The sequence below is a fragment of the Lacimicrobium alkaliphilum genome (assembly GCF_002591895.1).
Classification (GTDB): domain Bacteria; phylum Pseudomonadota; class Gammaproteobacteria; order Enterobacterales; family Alteromonadaceae; genus Lacimicrobium; species Lacimicrobium alkaliphilum.
Genome location: NZ_NISX01000027.1, coordinates 21,215 through 42,284 on the forward strand (window position 1 = coordinate 21,215; position 21,070 = coordinate 42,284).

Sequence of the window (21,070 nt, forward strand, 5' to 3'; positions counted from 1 at the left end):
ACAGTCTTATCACACAGGGTAAAACACATCAGACTTTTCTGACAAACCTCATCAGCAATGCGGGTAACAGGGTCAGATCGGCCAGCAGCGCCAGCATCATGGTCAGACCCGTGAGCAATCCGAAATAGATACTGGGCACAAAGTCCGACAACCCTAATGTTGCAAAACCGAGGGTTATGATGATGGACGTATACAGCAGTGCATACCCCACAGTTTTAAAGGTTTTCTGGGCGGCTTGCTCCGGCGGGTTGTCTTTAAGGTGCTGCTTATAATGATGAGTGAAATGAATGGTGTCATCCACCGCGATGCCCATGGCGATAGCTGCAATGGTGATGGTCATAAGATCCAGCGGAATGGCCAGCCAGCCCATGATGCCAAGGATCAGCATCGTACAAAGCACATTTGGCACTAATGCGATCAGAGCCAGACGAATTGAGCGGAACACCAGCAGCAACACCAGCGCCAGCGCCACATACACCACGCCAAGGGTCTGGAACTGAGATTTATACAGCCGCGAGAGAATATCCTGGTAAAGCACAAAAAGATTGGTCAGCTCGATTTGCGCAGGGTCAACGCCCTGTTTGCCGATGTAGGTTTTAAGGCTTTGTAAAAACTCCGCACGGTTGAGCCCCTCGGTGCTGTCCTGAATGCGCGAGCTGATACGAAGCTGTTGGTCATTGGCGCTAAGATAGCTGCCCAGTAATCTGTCGCGCAGCGATCTATCCAGTAAGTGGTACAGGGAATTAAGCTCATATTCCGTCAGTGGCTGGCCCTGGTTAATCTTCTTGGCCAGTTCGGTAAAATTAAATACTGAGGTGACATTGCCGACGGCGTCATACTGGCTGAGCAGGTGCTGAATTTTCTGCAGGGTTTGTATTGTCTGGGCGCTTAATACCAAATCTTGTTTGCGCTCAGACTCGGGGATTTTATACTCGATATCCAGCGGTGTTGAGCCGCCAAATTGCTGGTCAATAAACGTCAGTTCCTTACGGATTTGGGTGGACTCGCGAAAATAGTTAAGGAAGCTGTTTTCCACATCCAGCCGGGGCAGGCCCAGGCCACCCACCACTGCAACAATCAGGGTGCAGATTACCACCAGCGTTTTATGTCTGTTGCTGAGGGCCATGCAAACATTGAGCAAGGGTTTTAATAGCGGATTGTGCTGTTGTGTTGGTTTCGGCGGCGAAAGGCTGATCAGCACCGGAAACAGCAACAGACTGACACTGATAGACACCAGCATGGCAACAATCATCATCCAGCCGAAACTGACCACAGGCTGGATATTGCTGATCAGCAGTGAGGCAAAGCCTACCGAAGTGGTTAAAGCGGCATAAAAGCATGGTGTGGATTTTTCAGAGAAGGTTTTTATTATCAGTTGCTTATGCTTAACATCCGGAGTGCTGGCGGCGAGTTGCCGGTAATGAACTATCAGGTGGATGCAGACCGCCAGGGTGAGGATGAGTTGCAGGGCAATAAAGTTCGATGAAATAACCGTGGTCTTAAAGCCCAGCAGTCCGAACATTCCCATGGTCAGCAATACGCTGGCACCGCAACAGACCAGCGGCAATAGTACAAATTGCCAGCGTCTGAATACCAGCCACAACATCAGGCCGATAAACACGGCGATGCCGGTGCCAAACAGCTTAAGATCCTGCTGGATGATGCGGATAAGCTGATAGCCCAGCACATGGGCACCGCCAAGGTAAATATCCGCCTGCTGTTCGTAGGGGGCGACCATGGCATAGATTTGCTCTATTTCTTTGGCCCGGATCCGGTTCAGATCCTGTAACAGCGGCTCGGCGCGGGCTTTGAGAGACTCAACCTGCTGCTTTTGTTCCTCAGTCAGTTCACTAGTGAGGGCCTGTTTCTGAATAGCGATAATCTGTTTGTCAATTTCAGCCAGTTCATGGTCTTGTTTAAACAGGATCTGAATGGCGGTCGCGTCCTGCTGTTGATTGACCAGTAAGTCTTCATACAAAGGGTGGTCGGTGAGGATGCTCTGCATTTGCTGTGCGGAATATTGCCGGCTTTGCCAGGTCCAGTCGTCGGGGTCGAGATCCGTCTGTAACCCCTCCATGGCCTGCAGCAACGGCACATTGAGGATCGAGGTCACCGCATCAACCCGTTCAAGCTGTTGCAGTTTTTCGCTGATCTCGCTGAGGTCACTAAAGGTCTTGTCGCTAAAAAGAGGATGATTTTCAGGTTTATAAGCCAGCAGAATAAATTCCTGCGGATTGAAGCGCTGGCTCATTATCCGGGATTTTATATACAGTTGATTGTCGTTGGTCAGTAGGGTATCGGCAGACGCATCGATACGAAAATCCTTGATAAAATAACCAATACCGCCACAGGCTAAGATAAAGGCCAGCAATACCCATATCGGATGACGAATGAGCCAGGAGGCAAAAATCTCGCGGTTATTCATCTTCTGTTCCGGGTTCGTATTGCTTATCTCTCAGGAGCCCTTGTAAGTACTGATTCCTGAAATAGCGATAAGGATCTTCGCTCTGGGCTTTCAGCTCTTCGTATTTGAGCAGGCTGGGCACGGACTGCTGATAGCCGTTAAACATTTGCCAGTAGCCGGTTTGTGGACGGTCAGCAATAGCTTCCAGAGGCGTGATCATACTTTCGGTAAAAGTAGAAAAGCCGCTGCGAAAATCACTTTGTCCGATAAACGGCAGCACCAGAAATGCGCCGTAACCCACATCATAATGGGCAAGGCTTTGCCCCAGCGTCGATTTGGCTGGCGGCAGTTCTAACCAGTGGGTTGCCGGGTCAAACAGGCCAAGCAAACCTACAGTGCTGTTGATCAAAAAGCGGCCGAGATTGCGACCGGCCAGCCCACCTTCGCCCTGCAGGGTATGGTTCAGGCTGTTCCAGGGTTCACGAATATTGGCAAAGAAGTTGGATACACCGGTGCGAACCGGAGAGGGAAGATAGCTGTAACCCCGGGCAGCAGGTATTAACGCATAACGGTACATCACATCATTAAAACCAAACATCGCCCGGTTAAAGCCTTCCAGTGGGTCTTCAAACTGCTGTTCTGAATAACCCACCACCGTAGGCTCAAGGGTGTCGGTGCCCTCTGGTGTTGCCACCACGACCGGATCGTGAGCCGTGTCGACACTCTGGGAAGAAGCCTGCTCAACAGGAGATTGGCTGGCACAGCCAATGGAAAAGAACAGAAAAACCACTACTGTCAGTGTCCGGGAACACTTTTCTGTCAGATAAGAGAGGGGAAACCCGTGTCCTGAATTTTCCATGCTCTGACCGGTTATAGTGTTTAGCTGTAATCCATCATGTCAGCAAAGGTCAAAATGGTCAAATTCCCAGTATTGACGGTAATCTGAAGGCTACGATTAAGGGCAGCTGGTTTGTAGACAGAGTGCAAAAACTCAGAGGTTACGGGTTAATCCGGAACCTGGCCATGCACTGTGATAACTATCGTTCGATCTGAAGCATGATTACGATGTTCGCACAGATAAATACCCTGCCATGTGCCCATATTGAGTTTACCTTTGGTGACGGGAATGTTCAGGCTGCTGCCCAGAATACTGGCTTTAAGGTGAGCCGGCATATCGTCACTGCCCTCATAGTCGTGCTTATAGTAAGGCATATTTTCCGGCACCATCTGGTTAAAATGGCTTTCAAAATCCTGACGCACGGTAGGGTCGGCGTCTTCGTTAATGGTCAGGGAAGCCGAGGTGTGCCTGATAAAAACATGCATCAGGCCCATCTCAAACTTTACCAGTTCAGGTATCTGGCGCAGGATTTCATCGGTGATCAGATGAAAGCCCCGGGATCGGGCTTTTAGCCGGATTTCTTTTTGTATCCACATAAGCGATATCGCTGTTGTCTTAATGATATCGCTAAGAGTGACGCAAGTGCACCGCTCAGACAAGGGCCTGCGCACTATATAGATTAAAACCGATAACCGGCCTGCAGCGTGATGCTGCGTCCCTGTTCTGTATAAACACTGTGCATGCCCACCGGTGCGAAAGACATATCTGTTGAATAATTGATCGTGGTTCTGTCGGTCAGATTTTTACCCAGCAAAGCCACAGACCAGCCGTCAATATAGTCTGCCAGGGCGATGCGCAAATTAACCTTGGCGTAACCAGGCTGAGCGGTAAACGGATTCAGATCATAGTTTGTAAAGTGCTGTGATTTAAACTGGGTTTGCAGGTTAACGTTCAGTTCCATGCTGTTACTGATTTCAAGAAAGTACTCCAGTTCAAGACTGCCAGACCATTTTGGTGCAAAGGCGCCGGTCTTGCCGGACATATCGCAGGACTGGCCATCGGCCGAGACGTTATCCGGGGTGTACATCAGGCTATAAAAGCACTTGGCGCCTTTAAATTCATCCCAGGTAAAATCCAGCCAGGCGAGATTGCCGGATAAACGCCAGTTGTCGGCAAACAACCAGCGACTGTCCAGCTCAATACCGCGGCTGGTAGATTTACCGCCGTTTTTAACAAAAAAACCCGCGCTGCCATCAAAAGTGGAGGTTTGCAAGTCTTTGAATGACATATTAAACAGGGCCAGATTCAAATCGAGGTTACCGTCATCAAGGGTTAGTTTGGAACCCAGTTCATAGGCAACAACGGATTCATCTTCGAATTCCCAGTCTCTGGCGACATTGGCTCTGGCGTCAAAACCGCCAGCTTTAGTGCCGGTGGACACCGAACCATATACCATACCGTTGTCGAATTTATATTTGATGTTTAATGCCGGTGAAAAAGCGTGCTCTGTGCGCTCACCGCTGACGGCATGCTGTTCCAGCTGTAGCTCATTGGCCAGAATGCCAAGGTACATTTGCGACGGCAGTTGCTCTGGCAGGCCCATTGCCCTCAACATTGGCGGCACATTGACCAATACCTGATCTGAAATGGCTTCACCGCTGGATAACTCGACCAGACTTAACTCACGGCTGGCGTGTTTGTCTTCTTCTGAGTAGCGCAGGCCCAGGGTCATAAGCCATTGCTGATTTAATGCGTAGTCAAACTGGCTGAACACAGCCCAGGTGTCTGCATCGTTTTGATAGTCTCTGGGTCCTAGGGCGTTAAGGGGGTATATCCGGTAGGCCTCAGCAAAATCCAGTTGTGCATCCTGAAAGTAGACGCCGGCGATAAAATTAGACGGTCCCTGCCAGTCGGATGTCAGTCTTAGTTCCTGGCTCAACTGGCGGTATTGTTCATTGTTGTACTGCCGGTATACCAACGGCGCAGGACTGTCGTCTCCATCACTGGTCAATGCCAGCTCATAGCGCTGCCAGCCGGTGATAGAGGTCAGGCTGAGATCGTCCATCTGCCAGTCAACCTGCAGTGTCAGATGATCGCCGTGGTAGTCTGTGCCTTCATCTTCACCGAGATCACGCAGGCCTTTTTGGGTTACCTCGTCAAGTACATACTGGCCGGGATCGCCAAAATACTCTGGCAACGGCTCACCGGATAAATACACCGGCTCTGCCACGGCCTGCGCATTGCGTACTCCTTTTGAGTCTTCGCGATCAAACTGGTAGCGCAACAAAACTTCAATCTCCTCACTGGGTTGCCAGGCCAGAGAGAGCCTGCCGAGTAAAGAATTACGGGCAACCTCATCCCTGTCCATCAGGGCATTATGCAAAAAACCGTCTTCATTGATGGTTTTTAAAGCGATGCGGCCCTGCAGGTTGTCCGCCAGGCTATTACCAACAGCTGTTTCCAGGTTATAACCGTTACCGAATTCCAGCGCGCCATTGAGGTAACCACGCAGATCATCACTGGGTTCGGCAGTGATAATGTTTAACGCACCAGCCGTGGTGTTTTTGCCAAACAGTATGCTTTGCGGCCCTCGCAACACTTCGATGCGCTGGATATCCAGAAAGCTGCTGCGCATCAGCTGAGCGCGGCCCCGGTAAATGCCATCCACATAGGTACCGACAGTTTGTTCAAAGCCCTGATTAGAGCCTGAGCCAAGGCCTCGCATATTGATGGCAAACCCCTGGCCGGTCTGGCCCACTGAAAAATTGGCAATATTGGCAGAGAGTTGCTCTGCAGTGGTTAAATTCTGTTCGATTAACGCACGGGCCGAAACAGTGGTAATGGAGATGGGAACCTCTTTGAAACTCTGGCTGCGTTTTTGCGCCGAAACCATGATCACTTCCAGACCATCCTCTGCGGCGGGTTGTATTTGCTCAGCCCAGGCGGAGCTCATTGCCATAGCGCTAGCCAGAGCAACTACAGTTCGTTTGGTGCGGATTCGCATAATTAATCTCCAGTTTACTGCTGGCCGGTATGGCCTGTAATGGTATTCATAGGACGAGTGTCCAATTTAGTTTTAAATGTTGGTAAATGTCAACAACATGTAAGTAATTTGTTGTAGACGGGTAAATGGAGGCAGGGCTTAAGCGACTTGACTGCTGTGCGGGCGTTGGATAACGTCCTCGTTTACCCAAGCCTGTAAGAGCTGACCAGCCAATGAGCAATACGGCAGTAAAAGACAAAAAAACCGCTAAGAGTGAAGCCACCCGCGGTAAGATCCTTGAGGCAGCCCTTGATCTCATCGCCCAGCGGGGGTTGCCATCACTTTCTCATCGGCTTATTGCCGGTCGGGCAGGGGTCAGGTTATCCCTGACAAGTTATTATTTTGGCTCCCTGGACAATTTGATCGAAGCCGCATTTGATGTATTTGTTGAACAGACGCAACCCTACCGGGATAACTTGCGCGACAGTATTGAGCAGCAGTGCCTGGTACCGGGAGACAATATCACCCAGCAACAGCAGGATAAGCTGACATCCCAACTGGCGGACTTTCTGACTGAACATATTTATCGTGGTGTCAGTCAGCGGCGCCGTGAGCTGGGCGTTGAAAGTCACTTTGTGTATGCTTTTAATCTGCCATCACCACTGGCTGCTAAAATCCGCTCTTTCACTACGATGCAGTTAAAGATGATTGAAACCTTCTGTGAACGTTTTGGCAGTGCGATGCCATGGCAGGATGCCCATCTTATTCTGGCAGCGATCAGCCAGATGGAGTTCGCTTATGCCAACAATGAACGCGATTTTGAACCTGAATTTGTTCATCAATGTCTTAAACGCCTGCTTAGCAGTTTATTCCGTCCTCTTGGTGACGTTCGTTAACAAGTTATTGACAAGCACCTGTGTTTTTTTGTAATTTGGACGCTCGTCCAAAAATACTGGTGTGTTGTGCACTTTTCTACTTTCAATGTTGCTATCGGTGTGGCTCTGGGGCTGATGGCGCCTCCTGCGACAGCCCAGGTCACGCCCCAACAGATGCAGTTGCTGGTGAATAATTGTCTGCAATGTCATGCAGCGGAAAATACCAGCGCGCCGCTGATGGGGGATAAGCAGGCGTGGCAGGCACGGCTGCAAAAAGGCCGGAATCAGATACTGCGCAATACCGTTGAAGGGATCAATGGTATGCCGCCTATGGGGTATTGCAGCGCCTGTACTGAACAGGATTTGAATGCGTTGATTGATTTGATGTTGGCGCCGGCATTGGAGGAGAGCAATGACTGATACCTTTGACACCTCCGATAAAATCAGTCGGCGCAGTTTATTAAAAGGGATGGCTGCCAGCGCGTCGCTGGCACTGACGGGGTGTGGGCGAATTCCACCGGCAATACCTCTGGCGGCCCCTTTTGTACCGGGTCAGCCGCTGCCCTGGATTAACTGGGCTAAAAACCACAGCTGTTACCCGACAACGCGTCTGATTCCACACAATGAAGCACAGTTAGTCGAGCAGTTGAACAATGCAAAGGGCACCATCAGGGCTGTGGGTTCGAGTCATGCCTTCAGTGCATTGGTACCCACTAAGGATACCTTATTAACCACGGATTATCTGTCCGGATTGATCCGTCATGACAAGCTCACCAGCCAGGCTGAAGTCTGGGCCGGTACTCGCCTGCATCGCCTGGGGCCCGAGCTGGAGCAGGTCGGGCTGGCAACACAGAATCTGCCGGATATGGATTACCCTTCGCTGGCGGGGGCTATTGCCACCTCAACCCATGGTACTGGTAAGCAATTTGGCTCTCTTTCCACTCAGGTTACCGGCCTGACGCTGGCAACGGTGGATGGCCGGTTACTGAATATCAGTGCCGACAAAGACCCGGAATTATTCAGTGCCGCGCGCAACCATTTAGGAGCGTTGGGTATTCTCACCCGGGTCAGACTGCAATGTCAGCCTGCCTATAACCTGACCGAAGTGAGCCGGGTTGAGCCGCTGGAGCAGATGCTCGATGAGCTGGAGAAGCGAATGGCTCTGAACCGTCATTTTGAGCTTTTCGCCCTACCTTATTCCCCCCTTGGCATATCTGTGACCACGAATGAAGCCGCGCCAGGTGATGTTAATCAGGGAGAAGAGGATGCGGATGCGCTGAATCAGTTGCGACAGGTGTTTGAGTCTGTAGCCTGGATACCAGGAGTGGGGGAACCCTTGTATGCCTGGTTGCTGGAAAAAGCCTTTGCCGGAAATACGCCTGTGGTGCGCACAGGAGCTTCCTATAAAGTGCTGGCTCACTCCAGGACTACCCGCTTTCGGGAAATGGAATACTCGGTGCCGGTTGCAGCCGGACCAGCTTGCCTGCGTAAAGTACTGAAAACTATCAAAGACGCTAAAATCCCGGCCTGTTTTCCGATTGAATACCGCCACGTCAAGGGTGACGATATTATGTTGTCTATGTATCAGGGCAGGGATAGTGCGGTGTTGTCGGTGCATCAGTTTGGCGATCTGGACTACCGGCCCTTCTTTAATATGATCGAACCGATTTTTCATGAGTTTGATGGCAGGCCGCACTGGGGCAAGATCCATAGCCTGGATGCCAGTCAACTGGCCAGGCTGTATCCCGCACACTGGCAAGACTTTCAGGCCGTCCGGGAGAGTCTCGATCCCCAGGGCCGGTTAATTAACCCCCATTTGCATAAGATTCTTGGAGTCTGATATGGCAAGCCGCCGTACGGTACTAAAAGGTGGGCTGGCAGTGGGTGCGATAGCCGCAACCTGGATGTTTAAGCCAGTTAGCAGGGCGTCGGTACAAAGCGACTATTTCAAAGGGCTATCTCGGTTTCTGGATCAACATGACATCAGTCGCCCGGCTCTGTTAGTGGATTTAAACCGTCTGGATCAAAACCTGACTAACCTGAACACGTTTTTTAATCGTCATCCACAGAAGACCTACCGCATTGTGGTCAAATCCCTCCCCAGTCCGGCTCTGCTTGACTATATTGCCAGGCGCACGAATACGCATGCTTACATGGTTTTTCATCTGCCGTTTTTGTTGTCGCTGGTAAGCACTACGCCTGATGCCGATATTCTGTTTGGCAAGCCGATGCCGGTAGCATCAGCCCGTCATTTTTACCAGATATGGCGCAAACAGCAACCGGCCTTTGTGCCGCAAAAGCAGTTACAGTGGTTGATTGATAGTGAGATGCGGCTGAAACAGTATCTGCAATTGGCGCAGCAGCAAGAGCAAAGGCTAAGGGTTAATCTTGAAATTGATGTGGGATTGCACCGTGGTGGTTTTAACCAGACACAGGAGTTTCGACGGGCGCTGGATATTATTGCCGCCAACCCGGAGCATTTACAGTTGTCAGGTTTAATGGGCTATGACGCTCACGTCAGTAAGTTACCGGGGTTTTTGGCTGGGCGTGAGTTTGCACGGGTGCAGCAGCGCTATCAGGACTATATTGCTCAGATCCGTAAAGCATACCCTGACTGGCTGAACCGACCGTTGTGCTTTAATGGCGCAGGCAGCCCAACGTTTTTGCGTTATGCCGACGTTGAGGCGGTGAATGACCTGTCGGTTGGATCCTGTTTGCTAAAGCCCTCTGATTTTGATCAGCCGATGCTGGACGAATATGTACCGGCCGCTGTGATTGCCACCCGCGTATTGAAAAAGCAATCCAACAAAGGCATTCCGACCCAGGAATGGTTGGGTACCGTGGCCGGTCACTGGGATCCGAACCAGCAACTGAGCTTTTTTATCTATGGTGGTAACTGGATGGCAACGCCCTGTTCGCCATCAGGGCTGGAGTTCAACGAACTCTACCGAAGCTCTAATCAGCAGGGACTGCTCGGCTCGGCTGATGTTCCGTTGGACGTGGATGACTGGGTTTTTTTACGGCCCATGCAAAGTGAAGCGGTATTGCTGCAGTTTGGCGATCTGCTGGCTGTACGTGATGGCCAGCTAGAAGGGCTATGGCCGATACTCAGGCAAGGGGCCAGCAGTTCGCCTGACATTACCAGTTAAAGCAGCACACGTCCGGAGCAATGGCATTATTTTAGCATTTTAAGCCATTTCAATTTCTTTGCATTAAAAGGCGGATAGCGCCAATTAATATCGAACCAGGTACTGCGTTTCATTACCGCTTTCAGATGGCTAAAGGTATCAAAACCCCATTGCCCATGATAGCGGCCCATACCGCTATTGCCGACCCCGCCAAAGGGCAGCTCAGGGTTCGCCATAAACATCATGCCATCGTTAACACAGACACTGCCCGCGCTGGTATTTTCGAGTACGTTTTGCTCAAGCGTTTTGGACTGGGTAAACAGGTAAAGGGCGAGGGGCTTTGCCCGCTGATTAATAAATTCCGGTGCTTCGCTGATATTTTCCAGACTGATTATTGGCAAAATAGGCCCGAAAATCTCTTCTTCCATTAAAGGGCTGTTTAAATCAGGATCCTTTACCAGCGTGGGCGACATATAATGGAGGGTTTCTTCAACTTCCCCGCCACATAACAGAGTTTGTTCCTGCAAGTACGATTGCAGCCGTGCCAGGTGGCGCTTGTTAATGATCTTGCAATAGTCCGGGCTGTGTTTGGGATCTGAGCCGTAAAACTGCTCAAGCTTGTTCTGAATGGCCTGACTAAGCTGGTCAGCGAATGCTTTTTCCACCAATACATAATCAGGCGCCACACAGGTTTGCCCGGCATTCATCCATTTACTCCAGACAATGCGTGCAGCGGTTACCTCAAGATCACAGTCACTGGCAACAATACAGGGGCTCTTGCCACCCAGCTCCAGTGTCACCGGGGTTAAATGCTCAGAAGCGGCTCTCATTACAATTTTGCCTACCGCTTCGCCGCCGGTATACAAAATGTGGTCAAAATGCTGCTTTAACACTTCAGTGGTCTCTTCAACAGCCCCCTCTACCACGGCAAAGGCTTGTTGATCCAGATATTGGGGTAGCAAGGTAGCGATTAACGCACTGGTATTTGGGGACAGTTCAGAGGGCTTAACCAGAGCGCAGTTCCCCGCTGCAATAGCAGCCACCAGGGGAGCAAGCAGTAACTGAAAGGGGTAGTTCCAGGCACCGATGATCAATACCGTTCCAAGGGGCTCTGGTTGTATCCAACTGCGCCCGGGTTGTGCGATTAAAGGCGTTGATGACGTGCGGGCCTGACTCCATTTCTTCAGGTGTTTCAGGCTGTGTCGTATTTCATCCTGCAGATACCCCACTTCAGCCAGCCAGCTTTCCTGCTCTGACTTGCCCAGATCCTGATGCAGGGCGTGATAAATCTCTTTTTCGTGGTTTTCTGTCATACGCAGCAATTGCCTGAGTTGCTGACGACGCCAGTCCAGATCCCTGGTGGCTGCTGTGTTATAAAATCGCCTTAAGCTTTGAACTTGTTGCGCAATACTTGCTGACATCATCTATCCCCTAATTCAAACAGCTGTTTACCGCTTTTTGAGTACAGAATATACGACAGCTTTAGTGAGTGCCAGCGACTTCAGGACCGATGTTCCTGACAAACTTCACAGTTGGGGTTTTTAGGAACTTTGATCTGTTGCCACTGGCCGGTTTTACCATCAAAAAGTTGTAACTTTCCGTCACCGTAATTACCACACTGACTAAGAATCTTAACCGCCTCCAGGGCTTGCATGACTCCTATGATGCCCACGACAGGAGCGAGAATACCGGACTCCACACAGCTTAACTGTTGTTCGCCAAATAAATGGGAAAGACAATGGTAACAGGGGCCTTGTTGAGAGGGAATATAACTGAACAACTGGCCTTCCATACGGATGGCCGCACCGCATACCAGCGGTTTTTGTTCGCTGACACATATTCGATTGATAAGATTGCGGCTGGCCAGGTTATCTGTGCAATCGAGCACCAGATCCTGTTCAGCAACAAGTTGTTTAAGTGCCTGCTCGTCAAGGCGCGTAGTCAGCGCGCTAAGCTGGCAGTTGCTGTTAAGTTGCCTCAGTCGGGTTACGGCAATTTCAGCCTTGTTGTAACCAATATCTGCCTCGCTAAACAGAATCTGTCGCTGCAGATTACTTAGTGCCACTTCATCATTATCGTTAAGGATCACCTGGCCCACGCCCGACGCCACCAGATATTGAGCAGCCGGGCAACCAAGTCCACCCATACCGATAATCAGCACTCTGGCATTGAGGAGTTGTTCCTGGCGCTGAAGATCAAAATCCGGTAGCAGAATTTGGCGGTTATAGCGCAGAGCTTGTTCTGTTGTGAGCTGCTGACTCAATACCTGGCCTCTGGTGTTGTGCGTTTTCTATTTGTAACGTCGTAGCACTATTAAGGCAATACCTACAGTAAATAACCAACTAACTCTTATGGTGTATGGTCCGCAGCACATGCTGATAAGTAGACTGGAGCTTTGTGGCCGACAGGTAGAGATAAATGGAGCCATTTGGGGTGATTGTGGCGCAGCTGACACCACGTGGCTGGCGACAGAGTGAACGTGGGCAGAGCGAAATCGATAAAGCCAGATCACTGCTTATACAAAGTGGGATTAATTCGGTAAAGATAAATGAGAACTGCTTCGAACAGGGACGACTACCCGACATTTACTCCGGTCATGGACTGCTATCAGCGGTACATGCTGCGGCTTTTCTCGACACAAAACGTCATGCAATGCTGGTGGCCGCAGATATGCCCCTGGTCACAACACAAATGCTCAGATGGCTATTGGCCACGGGCAGTAATCATCATTGCAGTTGTCATTTTCGCTCATCCACACTGCCGCTGTATTTTCACAATGACGATTTCAGCCGGGATTACCTTGAACAACATTTAACCAGAGGAGAGCCTGTAAAAGACGATTTGTGCGGTCTCAGCTGCCTGGAACTGGTGGCGCCGTGTGAGTCGCACCTGGCTCGCCTGAATTCAGGTGGGTCAATGGAATAAAGAAGGGTTAAATATACCCAGAGGGTTTAAAAAACCCCATGCGGGCAGGGTTAATAGTACCTTTTTTGATATTTATCTATTAAAAACAAGTAGATAATCTTGGTATCCCTCTTGCAGTTTGTCATATGTAGAAACACTTCCCTGAAACCTATTTTTGGACACACCGGAACACAATTTCGGAATACGACTTTTATTTGACTACTACTGGAGCTGTAATGGAAATATTAACCCAATCTTTAGCCAGCCTGGCGACACAAGTCCCGGGTGCAACACGTATCTTTCATCATTATAAGCTGGATTTTTGTTGTGGCGGACAGCGAACGCTGGGCGATGCGCTGAGAAAACGTGAGCAGGACCCTGGCCCTGTTGTGGCTGAACTGGTGCAACTGATGAATTCTGATAACCCCGAACAACAATGGCAACAGGCGTCGAATCCCGAATTAGTAGCCCATATCTTTGAGAATTTTCATCAGAAACACCGTCAGCAGTTACCGGAGCTTATTCGTCTTGCCCGCCGTGTAGAGCATGTGCATGGCGACAATGATGATTGTCCTCACGGTCTGGCCGATCATCTTGAGGCCATGCATCAGGAACTGGAAAACCATATGCAAAAAGAAGAACAGATCCTGTTCCCTATGCTGGTCAGAGATATCTTTCCTTCCGGGCCGATCTCGGTGATGGAGGAAGAGCATTTTGAACATGGTCAGGCGCTGGAAAAGATGCAGGCACTTGCTCATAACCTGGAGCTGCCTGTGGGTGCCTGTAATACCTGGACGGCGCTTTATGTGGGATTAAAGGAGCTGAAAGAAGACCTGATGGAGCATATCCATCTGGAGAATAATATCCTGTTTGTAAATCGTGCTGAAGGTGAGGGAAGCTGCTGCGGCTCCTGCCATTAACTTCATCCAATGGTGATTGTGTAAAAAAGAAATAACCACAGAGGCACAGAGAACGCAGAGAAGTAAAGGGGCTAAACCGTTAATACCTCTGTGTTCTCTGTGACTCTGTGGTGAAATTAGCTTTTTCGTGCTTTTTTGGAGTACGTCCTGAAAATATCAGCACCAGGTTAATCTGTTGTGCTGGTTGTTTCAGGTCGCCGCCATAGCCACAGTGCTACGCAAACTAAAATCAGGGTAACAGCCAGCTGCAGGTAAACAGGTGAAGCGGATATCCATAGCAATGTTGTGCTGAGTAACATCATCCCACTGGCCAGATATTTTGCACGGCGGGAGACTGCACCATAGCGGCGCCAGTTGGCAATGTCTTTACCGAATCTGGGATGCCTGAGCAGCCAGTCTTCAAGTTGCGGCCAGCCTTTGCTGCCAGACCAGGCGGCCAGTAAGATAAACGGCACCGTTGGTAACCCGGGAAGGGGAATGCCAGCCACTCCCAATAACAGAGACACTATAGCCAGAATCTTCCAGTGCAACGCGCGAACCCAGTCCAAGCTTTTTCCTTCTGAGCGTATTTCAATTCTATCGTTACTCAGTTTAGCCGAGTCACCCCTGCTCAGGCTACCTGAGTATTGGCTGAGTGGGCAGCGATATTATTGAGCAGATTACTGGTCATTCTTTCACAAAGCAGATGCTTTAGTTTTGCAATAATCATTCAGACCTCCATCTTGCGTTCATAGCGACCAATACAACGCAACACATAGGCAATTTTGAGCATGGTTGCGGCGAAAATGAGGCTGATATGGGCGGTGATCTGAATTGCTATGCTGAATTGTTCGGGCCTGATATAGCCAACCCAGATGGTTGTCAGCATTGCCAGTACGGCAAAGATAAGTAACGCATGTGCCAGATTAGTGATACGTTGATATTGCATTTTGCTTTCTCCGAAAAAGAAGTGGCAGGGCGTTCTCAGCCCCGCCACAGGTGTTACAAAGTCTCCTGAGTGGAAAGGGGTTGCTCGCTGCTTGCTGGAGTCCGCCAACCCATCAGACCTTTTACCACCTGCCAGCTCACAGCCAGTGCACCGATGATAAAGATCACATCACCAATGGTTCTCACCCAGCGAAGTGTCTGTAGCAGTGGCGTCTGCATAAAGGTTTCGCCGCGGGCATACCAGAAGCCATGTTCCAGGCTGGCCTGAAATTGCAGAATACCTACCGGTAGTAAGCTGGTGAACAGCATCAGTACCAGACCGCCGTTAAGCCACCAGAAGGCGGTTTTCATCAGTTTTTCATCAAACTGCAGAGTCGGGCGGATATAGCGAAGTACCAGCAAGGCAAAGCCCAGCGCCAGGAAACCATAAACACCAAACAGGGCTGCATGGGCGTGGGTTGCGGTGGTGTTCAGCCCCTGAATATAGTAGAGCGCGATAGGCGGATTGATCATAAAACCAAACACCCCGGCACCGAGCATATTCCAGAAGGAAACGGCAACGAAGAACATCATCGGCCATTTTATTTTCTGCATCCACGGCGCCCGCTGTTTCAGTCGCCAGTTCTCGAAGGCCTCATAACCCAGCACTACTAACGGGACAACTTCCAGCGCACTGAAGGTGGCACCTACAGCCATAACGGGTGTAGTGGTGCCGGAAAAATACAGGTGATGGAAGGTGCCGGGTACACCACCCAACATAAACAGTGATGCTGATGCCAGACTGGCCGTGGTGGCCATAGTGCGGGATACCAGCCCCATGGAGCAGAAAATAAAGGCCAGTGCGGCGGTGGCAAACACTTCAAAGAAGCCTTCTACCCACAGATGCACGATCCACCAACGCCAGTATTCCATGACCGATAAATGCGTCCGTTCACCGTAGAAGAAACCGGCACCGTAAAATAAACCTATGGCAACAACAGAGGCAGTCAGCAGTGCCAAAAGGTTTTTGTCGCCTTCCTGCTTTAATGCCGGAACAATGGCGCGCAGCATCAGTACCAGCCAGAACACGATGCCGGTAAACTTACCGATTTGCCACAGTCTGCCCAGATCGACAAACTCATAACCCTGGTGACCAAGCCAGAAACTGAGATTCTCCGGCATGATCTGCGCGATGGCCAGGTAATTACCCACAAAGGAGCCGACCACTACGACCACCAGTGCCCAGAACAGCACATCGACACCGAGTTTCTGCCATTTTGGATCTTTACCGCCATTGATGATTGGCGCCAGAAACAAGCCCGCAGTAAGAAATCCCGTGGCGATCCAGAACAGTGCCGCCTGGATATGCCAGGTTCTGACCAGTGAGTAGGGAAAATACTGTGACACATCCAGACCATAGAACTCCTGACCTTCAACGGTATAGTGCGCGGTAAAGCCGCCAAGGAAGACCTGAAAGGTGAACAATGCCACCACCAGAAATACGTATTTGGCCAGCGCTTTTTGCGAGCGGGTAAGGCTTACCAGACTGATAGGATCCTGCTCTGGTGCTGCAATTTCTTCTTCCTCTTTACGTAAAAAGGCCCAGGCCCAGACCAACGCACCGACACCGGCGATAAGCAACACCACAGAGGCAACAGACCAGAGCAGGTTTTCGCTGGTGGGTACATTGTCAATCAGTGGCTCATGGGGCCAGTTATTGGTATAGGTTGCACCGGAGTCCGGGCGCTCAGTGGAGGCTGCCCAGGCGGTCCAGAAGAAAAACTGGGCCATTTTTGCCCGCCGCTCAGCACTGGGCAGGGTATTTTCTTTCATGGCAAAGCTTTCACGACTGGACTTCAGATCGGGATGGTCACTGAACAGCTTGTCATAGTAGCTGGCCACGTCGCTGATGGCCCTGGCCCGGCGTGCAGACAGGGTAACAACATCATTATCGTCCAGCGAATTGGTGCGATATTCGCGTTTAAGACGCAGGGTTAGCAGGGCCTGTTGTTCTTCATTCAGTTGATTAAATGATTTTGAAAAGTCCTGCTCTGCGGCGATGCTTAACCAGGCGATCAGCTCACGGTGGAGCCAGTCGGCAGTCCAGTCAGGGGCCTGATAAGCACCATGCCCCCAGATGGAGCCTAACTGCATGCCGCCCACCGATTGCCATGCGGTCTGGCCATCGAGAATACTCTCTTTGGTCATCAGCTGCTGACCGTCTTCGGTCATTACCATTGATGGCAGGGGGGGCGCCTGACGATAAACCTCGCTGCCAAAATACGCGAGCAGTGTGAAAGTTACTGCTAATACTGCAATCAGAATAAACCACAGACGACGATATTTACCCATGAGCCGGCTCTCCGTTATCTGTGGTGAGATAAAATTCTGTCCCTGAGAGGGAATAGAGTGTTTTTTTCATATTGTGATACTCCGGGTGAGTGAATTAACAGGACGCACGCTGCACCAAAGGTGTGGTGTGCACAGAATTGCCAGAACCAGCAGTTCTGTCAGTACTGCTGTCAGTTCTATCTATCGCAATACTGATGCCAATACTTATCTCTATGAATTTATTGACTTATTGATATTTGTTGGTATTTTTAACCCTGATTAAATAGGGTTTTATTGACCGTTATAGGGTTTTATTTACCATGTTAGATAAAATGTTGGTGGCAGATCTGGCCACAAGCCTGCCGGAGCAACTGCGATTAGAGCGGCTGGTGCGAACCCTGAAGGCTCATTTTGATTGTGGGGCGGTGGTGTTACTCAGACTGGAGACGGATATATTAAAACCCGTTGCCGCCACCGGATTGGTAGAAGAGGCCATGGGCCGTCGGTTTTTACCCGCACAACATCCCAGGCTTGCCACTATTCTGAACAGTGAAAAACAACCGGTGTGTTTTGAACACAGCAGCGCGTTGCCCGATCCCTATGATGGTTTACTTAATCAATTAGCCGGTTCGCCATTGCCCGTGCACGATTGTATGGGATTGCGTCTTGAGCAGGACGGCAAGATCTGGGGAGTGATTACCTTTGACACCCTTAAGGCTGGCACATTTAATCAAACTGCAGCGCAGAATTTGCTGGAGTTTAAATTGCTGATTGAAGCGGCAATCCATACGACCATACTGGAATCTGAAAACCGTGGTTTGCGTCAGTCCAGAAGCAGTCACTTCGAGCCGGGTTTGCCCGGCGAGGAGGATGCAGAAATCATTGGCCGTAGTGCGGCGCTGGCCGGTATTCTGACTGAGCTGGATGCCGTGGCTGATTCTGAGTTGCCGGTGTTGTTGCTAGGTGAAACCGGGGTGGGAAAGGAGTTATTCGCCCGTCGTTTGCATCAGCACTCCCGTCGCCATCAGAAACCGCTGATTCATGTTAACTGTGCGGCTTTGCCTGAGTCGCTGGCGGAGAGTGAACTTTTTGGCCATGTTAAAGGCGCCTTTTCCGGAGCCCAATCAGAAAGAGCAGGCAAATTTGAAGCGGCCAACGGAGGGACCTTACTCCTGGATGAGGTGGGGGAGCTACCTCTGACAGTGCAGGCTAAGCTACTCAGAACATTACAGAACGGAGAAATTCAGCGTTTGGGTGCAGATAAGCCCCGTAAAGTGAACGTAAGGATACTGGCTGCTACCAACAGGCATTTAAAAGAATGTGTGAAAAGTGGCGATTTTCGCGCCGATCTTTATCATCGTTTATCAGTATATCCGGTACATATTCCTCCTTTGCGTGAGCGCGGTAACGATGTATTGCTGTTGGCGGGGCATTTTCTGGAGCAGAACCGGGCACGCCTGGGTTTGCGCAGCCTGCGTATTTCACCTCAGTCCGAGCAGGCACTGCTGGGTTATAACTGGCCGGGTAATGTCAGGGAACTGGAACATGTAATCAGCCGCGGTGCGATTAAGGCACTGACCCGCCATGGCGATCAGGGAATGCTGAGTATCGAACCGGAGTTGCTGGATCTGGAAATGTCTGAAGTACGGGTATCACCACAAAGTATCAATACAGATGCTCAGACGTTAATGCCACTTAAGTCGTCAATTGAGCATTGTCAGCGCCAGGCTATTATCTCTGCGCTGGATCATTGTCAGCAAAACTGGGCTCAGGCAGCCAGGTTACTGGAAGTAGACTCCAGTAACCTGCACAAACTGGCAAAAAGACTGGGGATTAAATAACCACTAACTCTTACGACCGAGTCTGACCAAGCATATAGCTGATATGTTGGTGGAAACGCACAATCATCTCATTACGCTGCGGATCCAGTTGCAGTGCTTTGGCTAAACTGTTGAGCGCTGCTTCTACCCGGTTCATAAAGTGCCCGTAACCAAACTCTGTGTTGTCTTCATCGCCGGCCACAATAATAAAATGCGCGGTTTCCACCAGGTTGTCTGCCTGCCAGTGATTGGCAAACTGGTGTTTGTCGTGCTCGGTATCAAAACTGATCTTTTGCAGTTCGGTGTTGTGCTCAGACTGATCCACCTGACTGTTGCGAACCAGTGGTGTCAGGCCATTTGCCACCAGAGCCAGCCTGTACAGACTCTTGTCTTCGCTGGCCTGTAAAAAGGATTTCTCCAGCGCTTCATATAAGGGGGAAAAGTCAGTGTCACCGGGCTTGAGGTAGCGCTGTTTGAGCTGCCGGGTGAGTGGCAGGTTGACCGTTACATAACTGATTGCAGAGTGATTCTCTGGCAAGTCACACTGGCGGGCACGGTATCTGGGGTAAAGACCACGCAGCTTATAGCCATAGGTTTCTTTTTTGCCTTTGGCACCGGCAAACAGGTCATAAGACAAATGCTGATGGTCGCGAATTTTTATCTGGGTTTGCGGATCAGGTAACAGGCCTTCAAAGCTTTCCAGCAACTGGCTCACTTTATTGTGGAATTCCGCCCCATGAGCGCGGATGTCTGTGCCGGTTGCCAGAAAAACCAGGCGAATTTTACGTGCCTGATAATCCGCTTCGGTGAACAGGTTTTGCGCCTCATGGTATTGGGGATCATAGAAAAACAAAATCTGTTTCTTCATTTGCAGGCAATACGCTTCATGGTGATAACGCACCACCGGAAGCTTATCGTTGGCAATCATATGTACATTGTGTAAGCCGAATTCGTCAGCCAGAGCAAAAAATTGCTGGCTGAGTTTTTGATAACATTCGTCCGGACTTGAGTAATGGCTATAAAACGCCTCATCAGGCTTAATTTCGGCGAGGATATATTGATTAGACTTGGCGTTAGCCGGTATATACACACGGTGTTTAGAATTAATTGCCATTATTGCTCCTTTGGTATCAGGTGGAGATAAAGTGTTGATACCAAAGATAGCAGTTGTGACAGATATTTTTATTGCGCCAGATCAGAGCGTGTTGAACTTTGCTGTATATTTTTTGCAACGAATTGCGCGGTATTTATACAATGAAGCGCGATTGTGGTGTAGTTGTTCTACATGAAAGAGCGCTGAAGCGGTAGAGATGCTGCGCAAACGTTGCCCGAAGGGTTCGTCCTAAACGCTTTTTACTCTTTATTGCTTATTTTTGACTTAATCCATTAGGCCTGCAAATAAGCGCCGCGATTACAAAGCGTTTAGTTAGAACAAAATTCATACAGCAAAGATCAACACGCTCTAAGTTTTGATGACTTTTGTGTTGCAGACCAACAGGCGTTAGTCTGCAAACACCAGATAAAGCATCTGTGTAATCAGCAATATCATTACCAAGGGCCAGACCCAGCGGCTGAAGTGCCCATTCCGCCTGGGAACCGGGCTACAGCCTGTTCTTTATTGACTGTCAGAAATAGCAACGGTTTGAGCGGGTAAACAGCGTTATGGTTGTGCAGAAACTAACTAACGCTGATAGAGCAATTGTACTGATATGATTGTCAGAAAGTATAGGAGCATGCATGCTCTGTGTTTAGTGCTTTAGAGGGGCATCGCCAATCTGATAGTCCGCTTAGTGCCAGGAGCGGTCATTCAGCACAATGTAAAACTTGACCCGGCATCTGTATCAGGTGCAAAGAGTGTCACAGCTTCCTGCCGTCTTCGTGGTTGGAGGCTTTTGGACCACGAAGCGCACGAAGAAACCTGCTGCGAGACTGTAAAAATATCTGTGTAAATGGCACTCTTA

18 protein-coding genes are annotated in these 21,070 nt (G+C 50.0%); 8 read left to right on the top strand and 10 right to left on the bottom strand.

Annotated features, from left to right (window positions below):
- Positions 1–28: 28 nt before the first annotated feature.
- From CDA54_RS18585 to CDA54_RS18600, 4 genes are all read right to left on the bottom strand, one after another.
- Complete coding sequence (locus CDA54_RS18585; protein WP_099036547.1) at positions 29–2,425, bottom strand: efflux RND transporter permease subunit; 2,397 nt, start codon at positions 2,423–2,425, stop codon at positions 29–31.
- Entirely contained in the window at positions 2,418–3,263 is an 846-nt protein-coding gene (locus CDA54_RS18590; RefSeq protein ID WP_099036548.1) for an MlaA family lipoprotein, read from the bottom strand. Before CDA54_RS18590 ends, CDA54_RS18585 begins: the two co-directional genes overlap by 8 nt.
- A 146-nt stretch (positions 3,264–3,409) precedes the next feature.
- Positions 3,410–3,838 (bottom strand): secondary thiamine-phosphate synthase enzyme YjbQ, encoded by a 429-nt coding sequence (locus tag CDA54_RS18595; protein ID WP_099036549.1) that lies wholly within the window; start codon positions 3,836–3,838, stop codon positions 3,410–3,412.
- An 83-nt stretch (positions 3,839–3,921) separates the two neighbouring features.
- Positions 3,922–6,246 (bottom strand): TonB-dependent receptor, encoded by a 2,325-nt coding sequence (locus CDA54_RS18600; protein ID WP_099036550.1) that lies wholly within the window; start codon positions 6,244–6,246, stop codon positions 3,922–3,924.
- A 212-nt stretch (positions 6,247–6,458) separates the two neighbouring features.
- Between CDA54_RS18600 and CDA54_RS18605 the strand changes: the two genes are divergently transcribed.
- The 4 genes from CDA54_RS18605 (at position 6,459) to CDA54_RS18620 (ending at position 10,249) form a co-directional block, all read left to right on the top strand.
- The gene (locus CDA54_RS18605) at positions 6,459–7,121 is read left to right on the top strand and encodes a TetR/AcrR family transcriptional regulator (RefSeq protein WP_099036551.1); all 663 of its coding nucleotides are present in this window, start codon (positions 6,459–6,461) and stop codon (positions 7,119–7,121) included.
- Positions 7,122–7,187: 66 nt separating this feature from the next.
- Complete coding sequence (locus CDA54_RS18610; RefSeq protein ID WP_099036552.1) at positions 7,188–7,520, top strand: c-type cytochrome; 333 nt, start codon at positions 7,188–7,190, stop codon at positions 7,518–7,520.
- Positions 7,513–8,940: a D-arabinono-1,4-lactone oxidase gene (locus CDA54_RS18615; protein WP_099036553.1), complete on the top strand. Its 1,428-nt coding sequence runs from the start codon at positions 7,513–7,515 to the stop codon at positions 8,938–8,940. Before CDA54_RS18610 ends, CDA54_RS18615 begins: the two co-directional genes overlap by 8 nt.
- A gap of 1 nt (position 8,941) precedes the next feature.
- The gene (locus tag CDA54_RS18620) at positions 8,942–10,249 is read left to right on the top strand and encodes an alanine racemase (protein ID WP_099036554.1); all 1,308 of its coding nucleotides are present in this window, start codon (positions 8,942–8,944) and stop codon (positions 10,247–10,249) included.
- A gap of 26 nt (positions 10,250–10,275) precedes the next feature.
- On the opposite strand, the gene CDA54_RS18625 is transcribed toward CDA54_RS18620, so the two are convergent.
- Together CDA54_RS18625 and CDA54_RS18630 are read right to left on the bottom strand one after the other, a co-directional pair.
- Positions 10,276–11,649, bottom strand: a complete 1,374-nt coding sequence (locus CDA54_RS18625; protein ID WP_218962431.1) for an aldehyde dehydrogenase family protein — start codon at positions 11,647–11,649, stop codon at positions 10,276–10,278.
- An 80-nt stretch (positions 11,650–11,729) separates the two neighbouring features.
- A complete protein-coding gene (locus CDA54_RS18630; RefSeq protein ID WP_099036556.1) occupies positions 11,730–12,491 on the bottom strand; it encodes a HesA/MoeB/ThiF family protein in 762 nt (253 codons plus the stop codon).
- 155 nt (positions 12,492–12,646) lie between these two features.
- Between CDA54_RS18630 and CDA54_RS18635 the strand changes: the two genes are divergently transcribed.
- Together CDA54_RS18635 and ytfE are read left to right on the top strand one after the other, a co-directional pair.
- The gene (locus CDA54_RS18635; protein WP_099036557.1) at positions 12,647–13,153 is read left to right on the top strand and encodes an NTP transferase domain-containing protein; all 507 of its coding nucleotides are present in this window, start codon (positions 12,647–12,649) and stop codon (positions 13,151–13,153) included.
- A 215-nt stretch (positions 13,154–13,368) separates the two neighbouring features.
- Positions 13,369–14,052, top strand: coding sequence for an iron-sulfur cluster repair protein YtfE (gene ytfE, locus CDA54_RS18640; RefSeq protein ID WP_099036558.1), 684 nt, complete (start codon positions 13,369–13,371; stop codon positions 14,050–14,052).
- Between the two features lie 167 nt (positions 14,053–14,219).
- Here ytfE and CDA54_RS18645 read toward each other — a convergent pair whose 3' ends face one another.
- The 3 genes from CDA54_RS18645 to CDA54_RS18655 form a co-directional block, all read right to left on the bottom strand.
- Entirely contained in the window at positions 14,220–14,600 is a 381-nt protein-coding gene (locus CDA54_RS18645; RefSeq protein ID WP_218962432.1) for a YbaN family protein, read from the bottom strand.
- 161 nt (positions 14,601–14,761) lie between these two features.
- Positions 14,762–14,980, bottom strand: a complete 219-nt coding sequence (locus CDA54_RS18650; RefSeq protein WP_099036559.1) for a hypothetical protein — start codon at positions 14,978–14,980, stop codon at positions 14,762–14,764.
- 53 nt (positions 14,981–15,033) lie between these two features.
- A complete protein-coding gene (locus CDA54_RS18655) occupies positions 15,034–17,310 on the bottom strand; it encodes a nitric-oxide reductase large subunit (protein WP_099036560.1) in 2,277 nt (758 codons plus the stop codon).
- Between the two features lie 127 nt (positions 17,311–17,437).
- On the opposite strand from CDA54_RS18655, the gene CDA54_RS19985 reads away from it, so the two are divergent.
- A complete protein-coding gene (locus tag CDA54_RS19985) occupies positions 17,438–17,572 on the top strand; it encodes a hypothetical protein (protein WP_268235351.1) in 135 nt (44 codons plus the stop codon).
- 37 nt (positions 17,573–17,609) lie between these two features.
- Positions 17,610–19,130, top strand: coding sequence for a nitric oxide reductase transcriptional regulator NorR (gene norR, locus CDA54_RS18660; protein ID WP_099036561.1), 1,521 nt, complete (start codon positions 17,610–17,612; stop codon positions 19,128–19,130).
- Between the two features lie 10 nt (positions 19,131–19,140).
- Here norR and CDA54_RS18665 read toward each other — a convergent pair whose 3' ends face one another.
- Positions 19,141–20,223 carry a DUF3083 family protein gene (locus tag CDA54_RS18665; RefSeq protein WP_099036562.1) on the bottom strand — a complete coding sequence of 361 codons (1,083 nt, stop codon included), beginning with the start codon at positions 20,221–20,223 and terminating at the stop codon, positions 19,141–19,143.
- Positions 20,224–21,070: the final 847 nt, after the last annotated feature.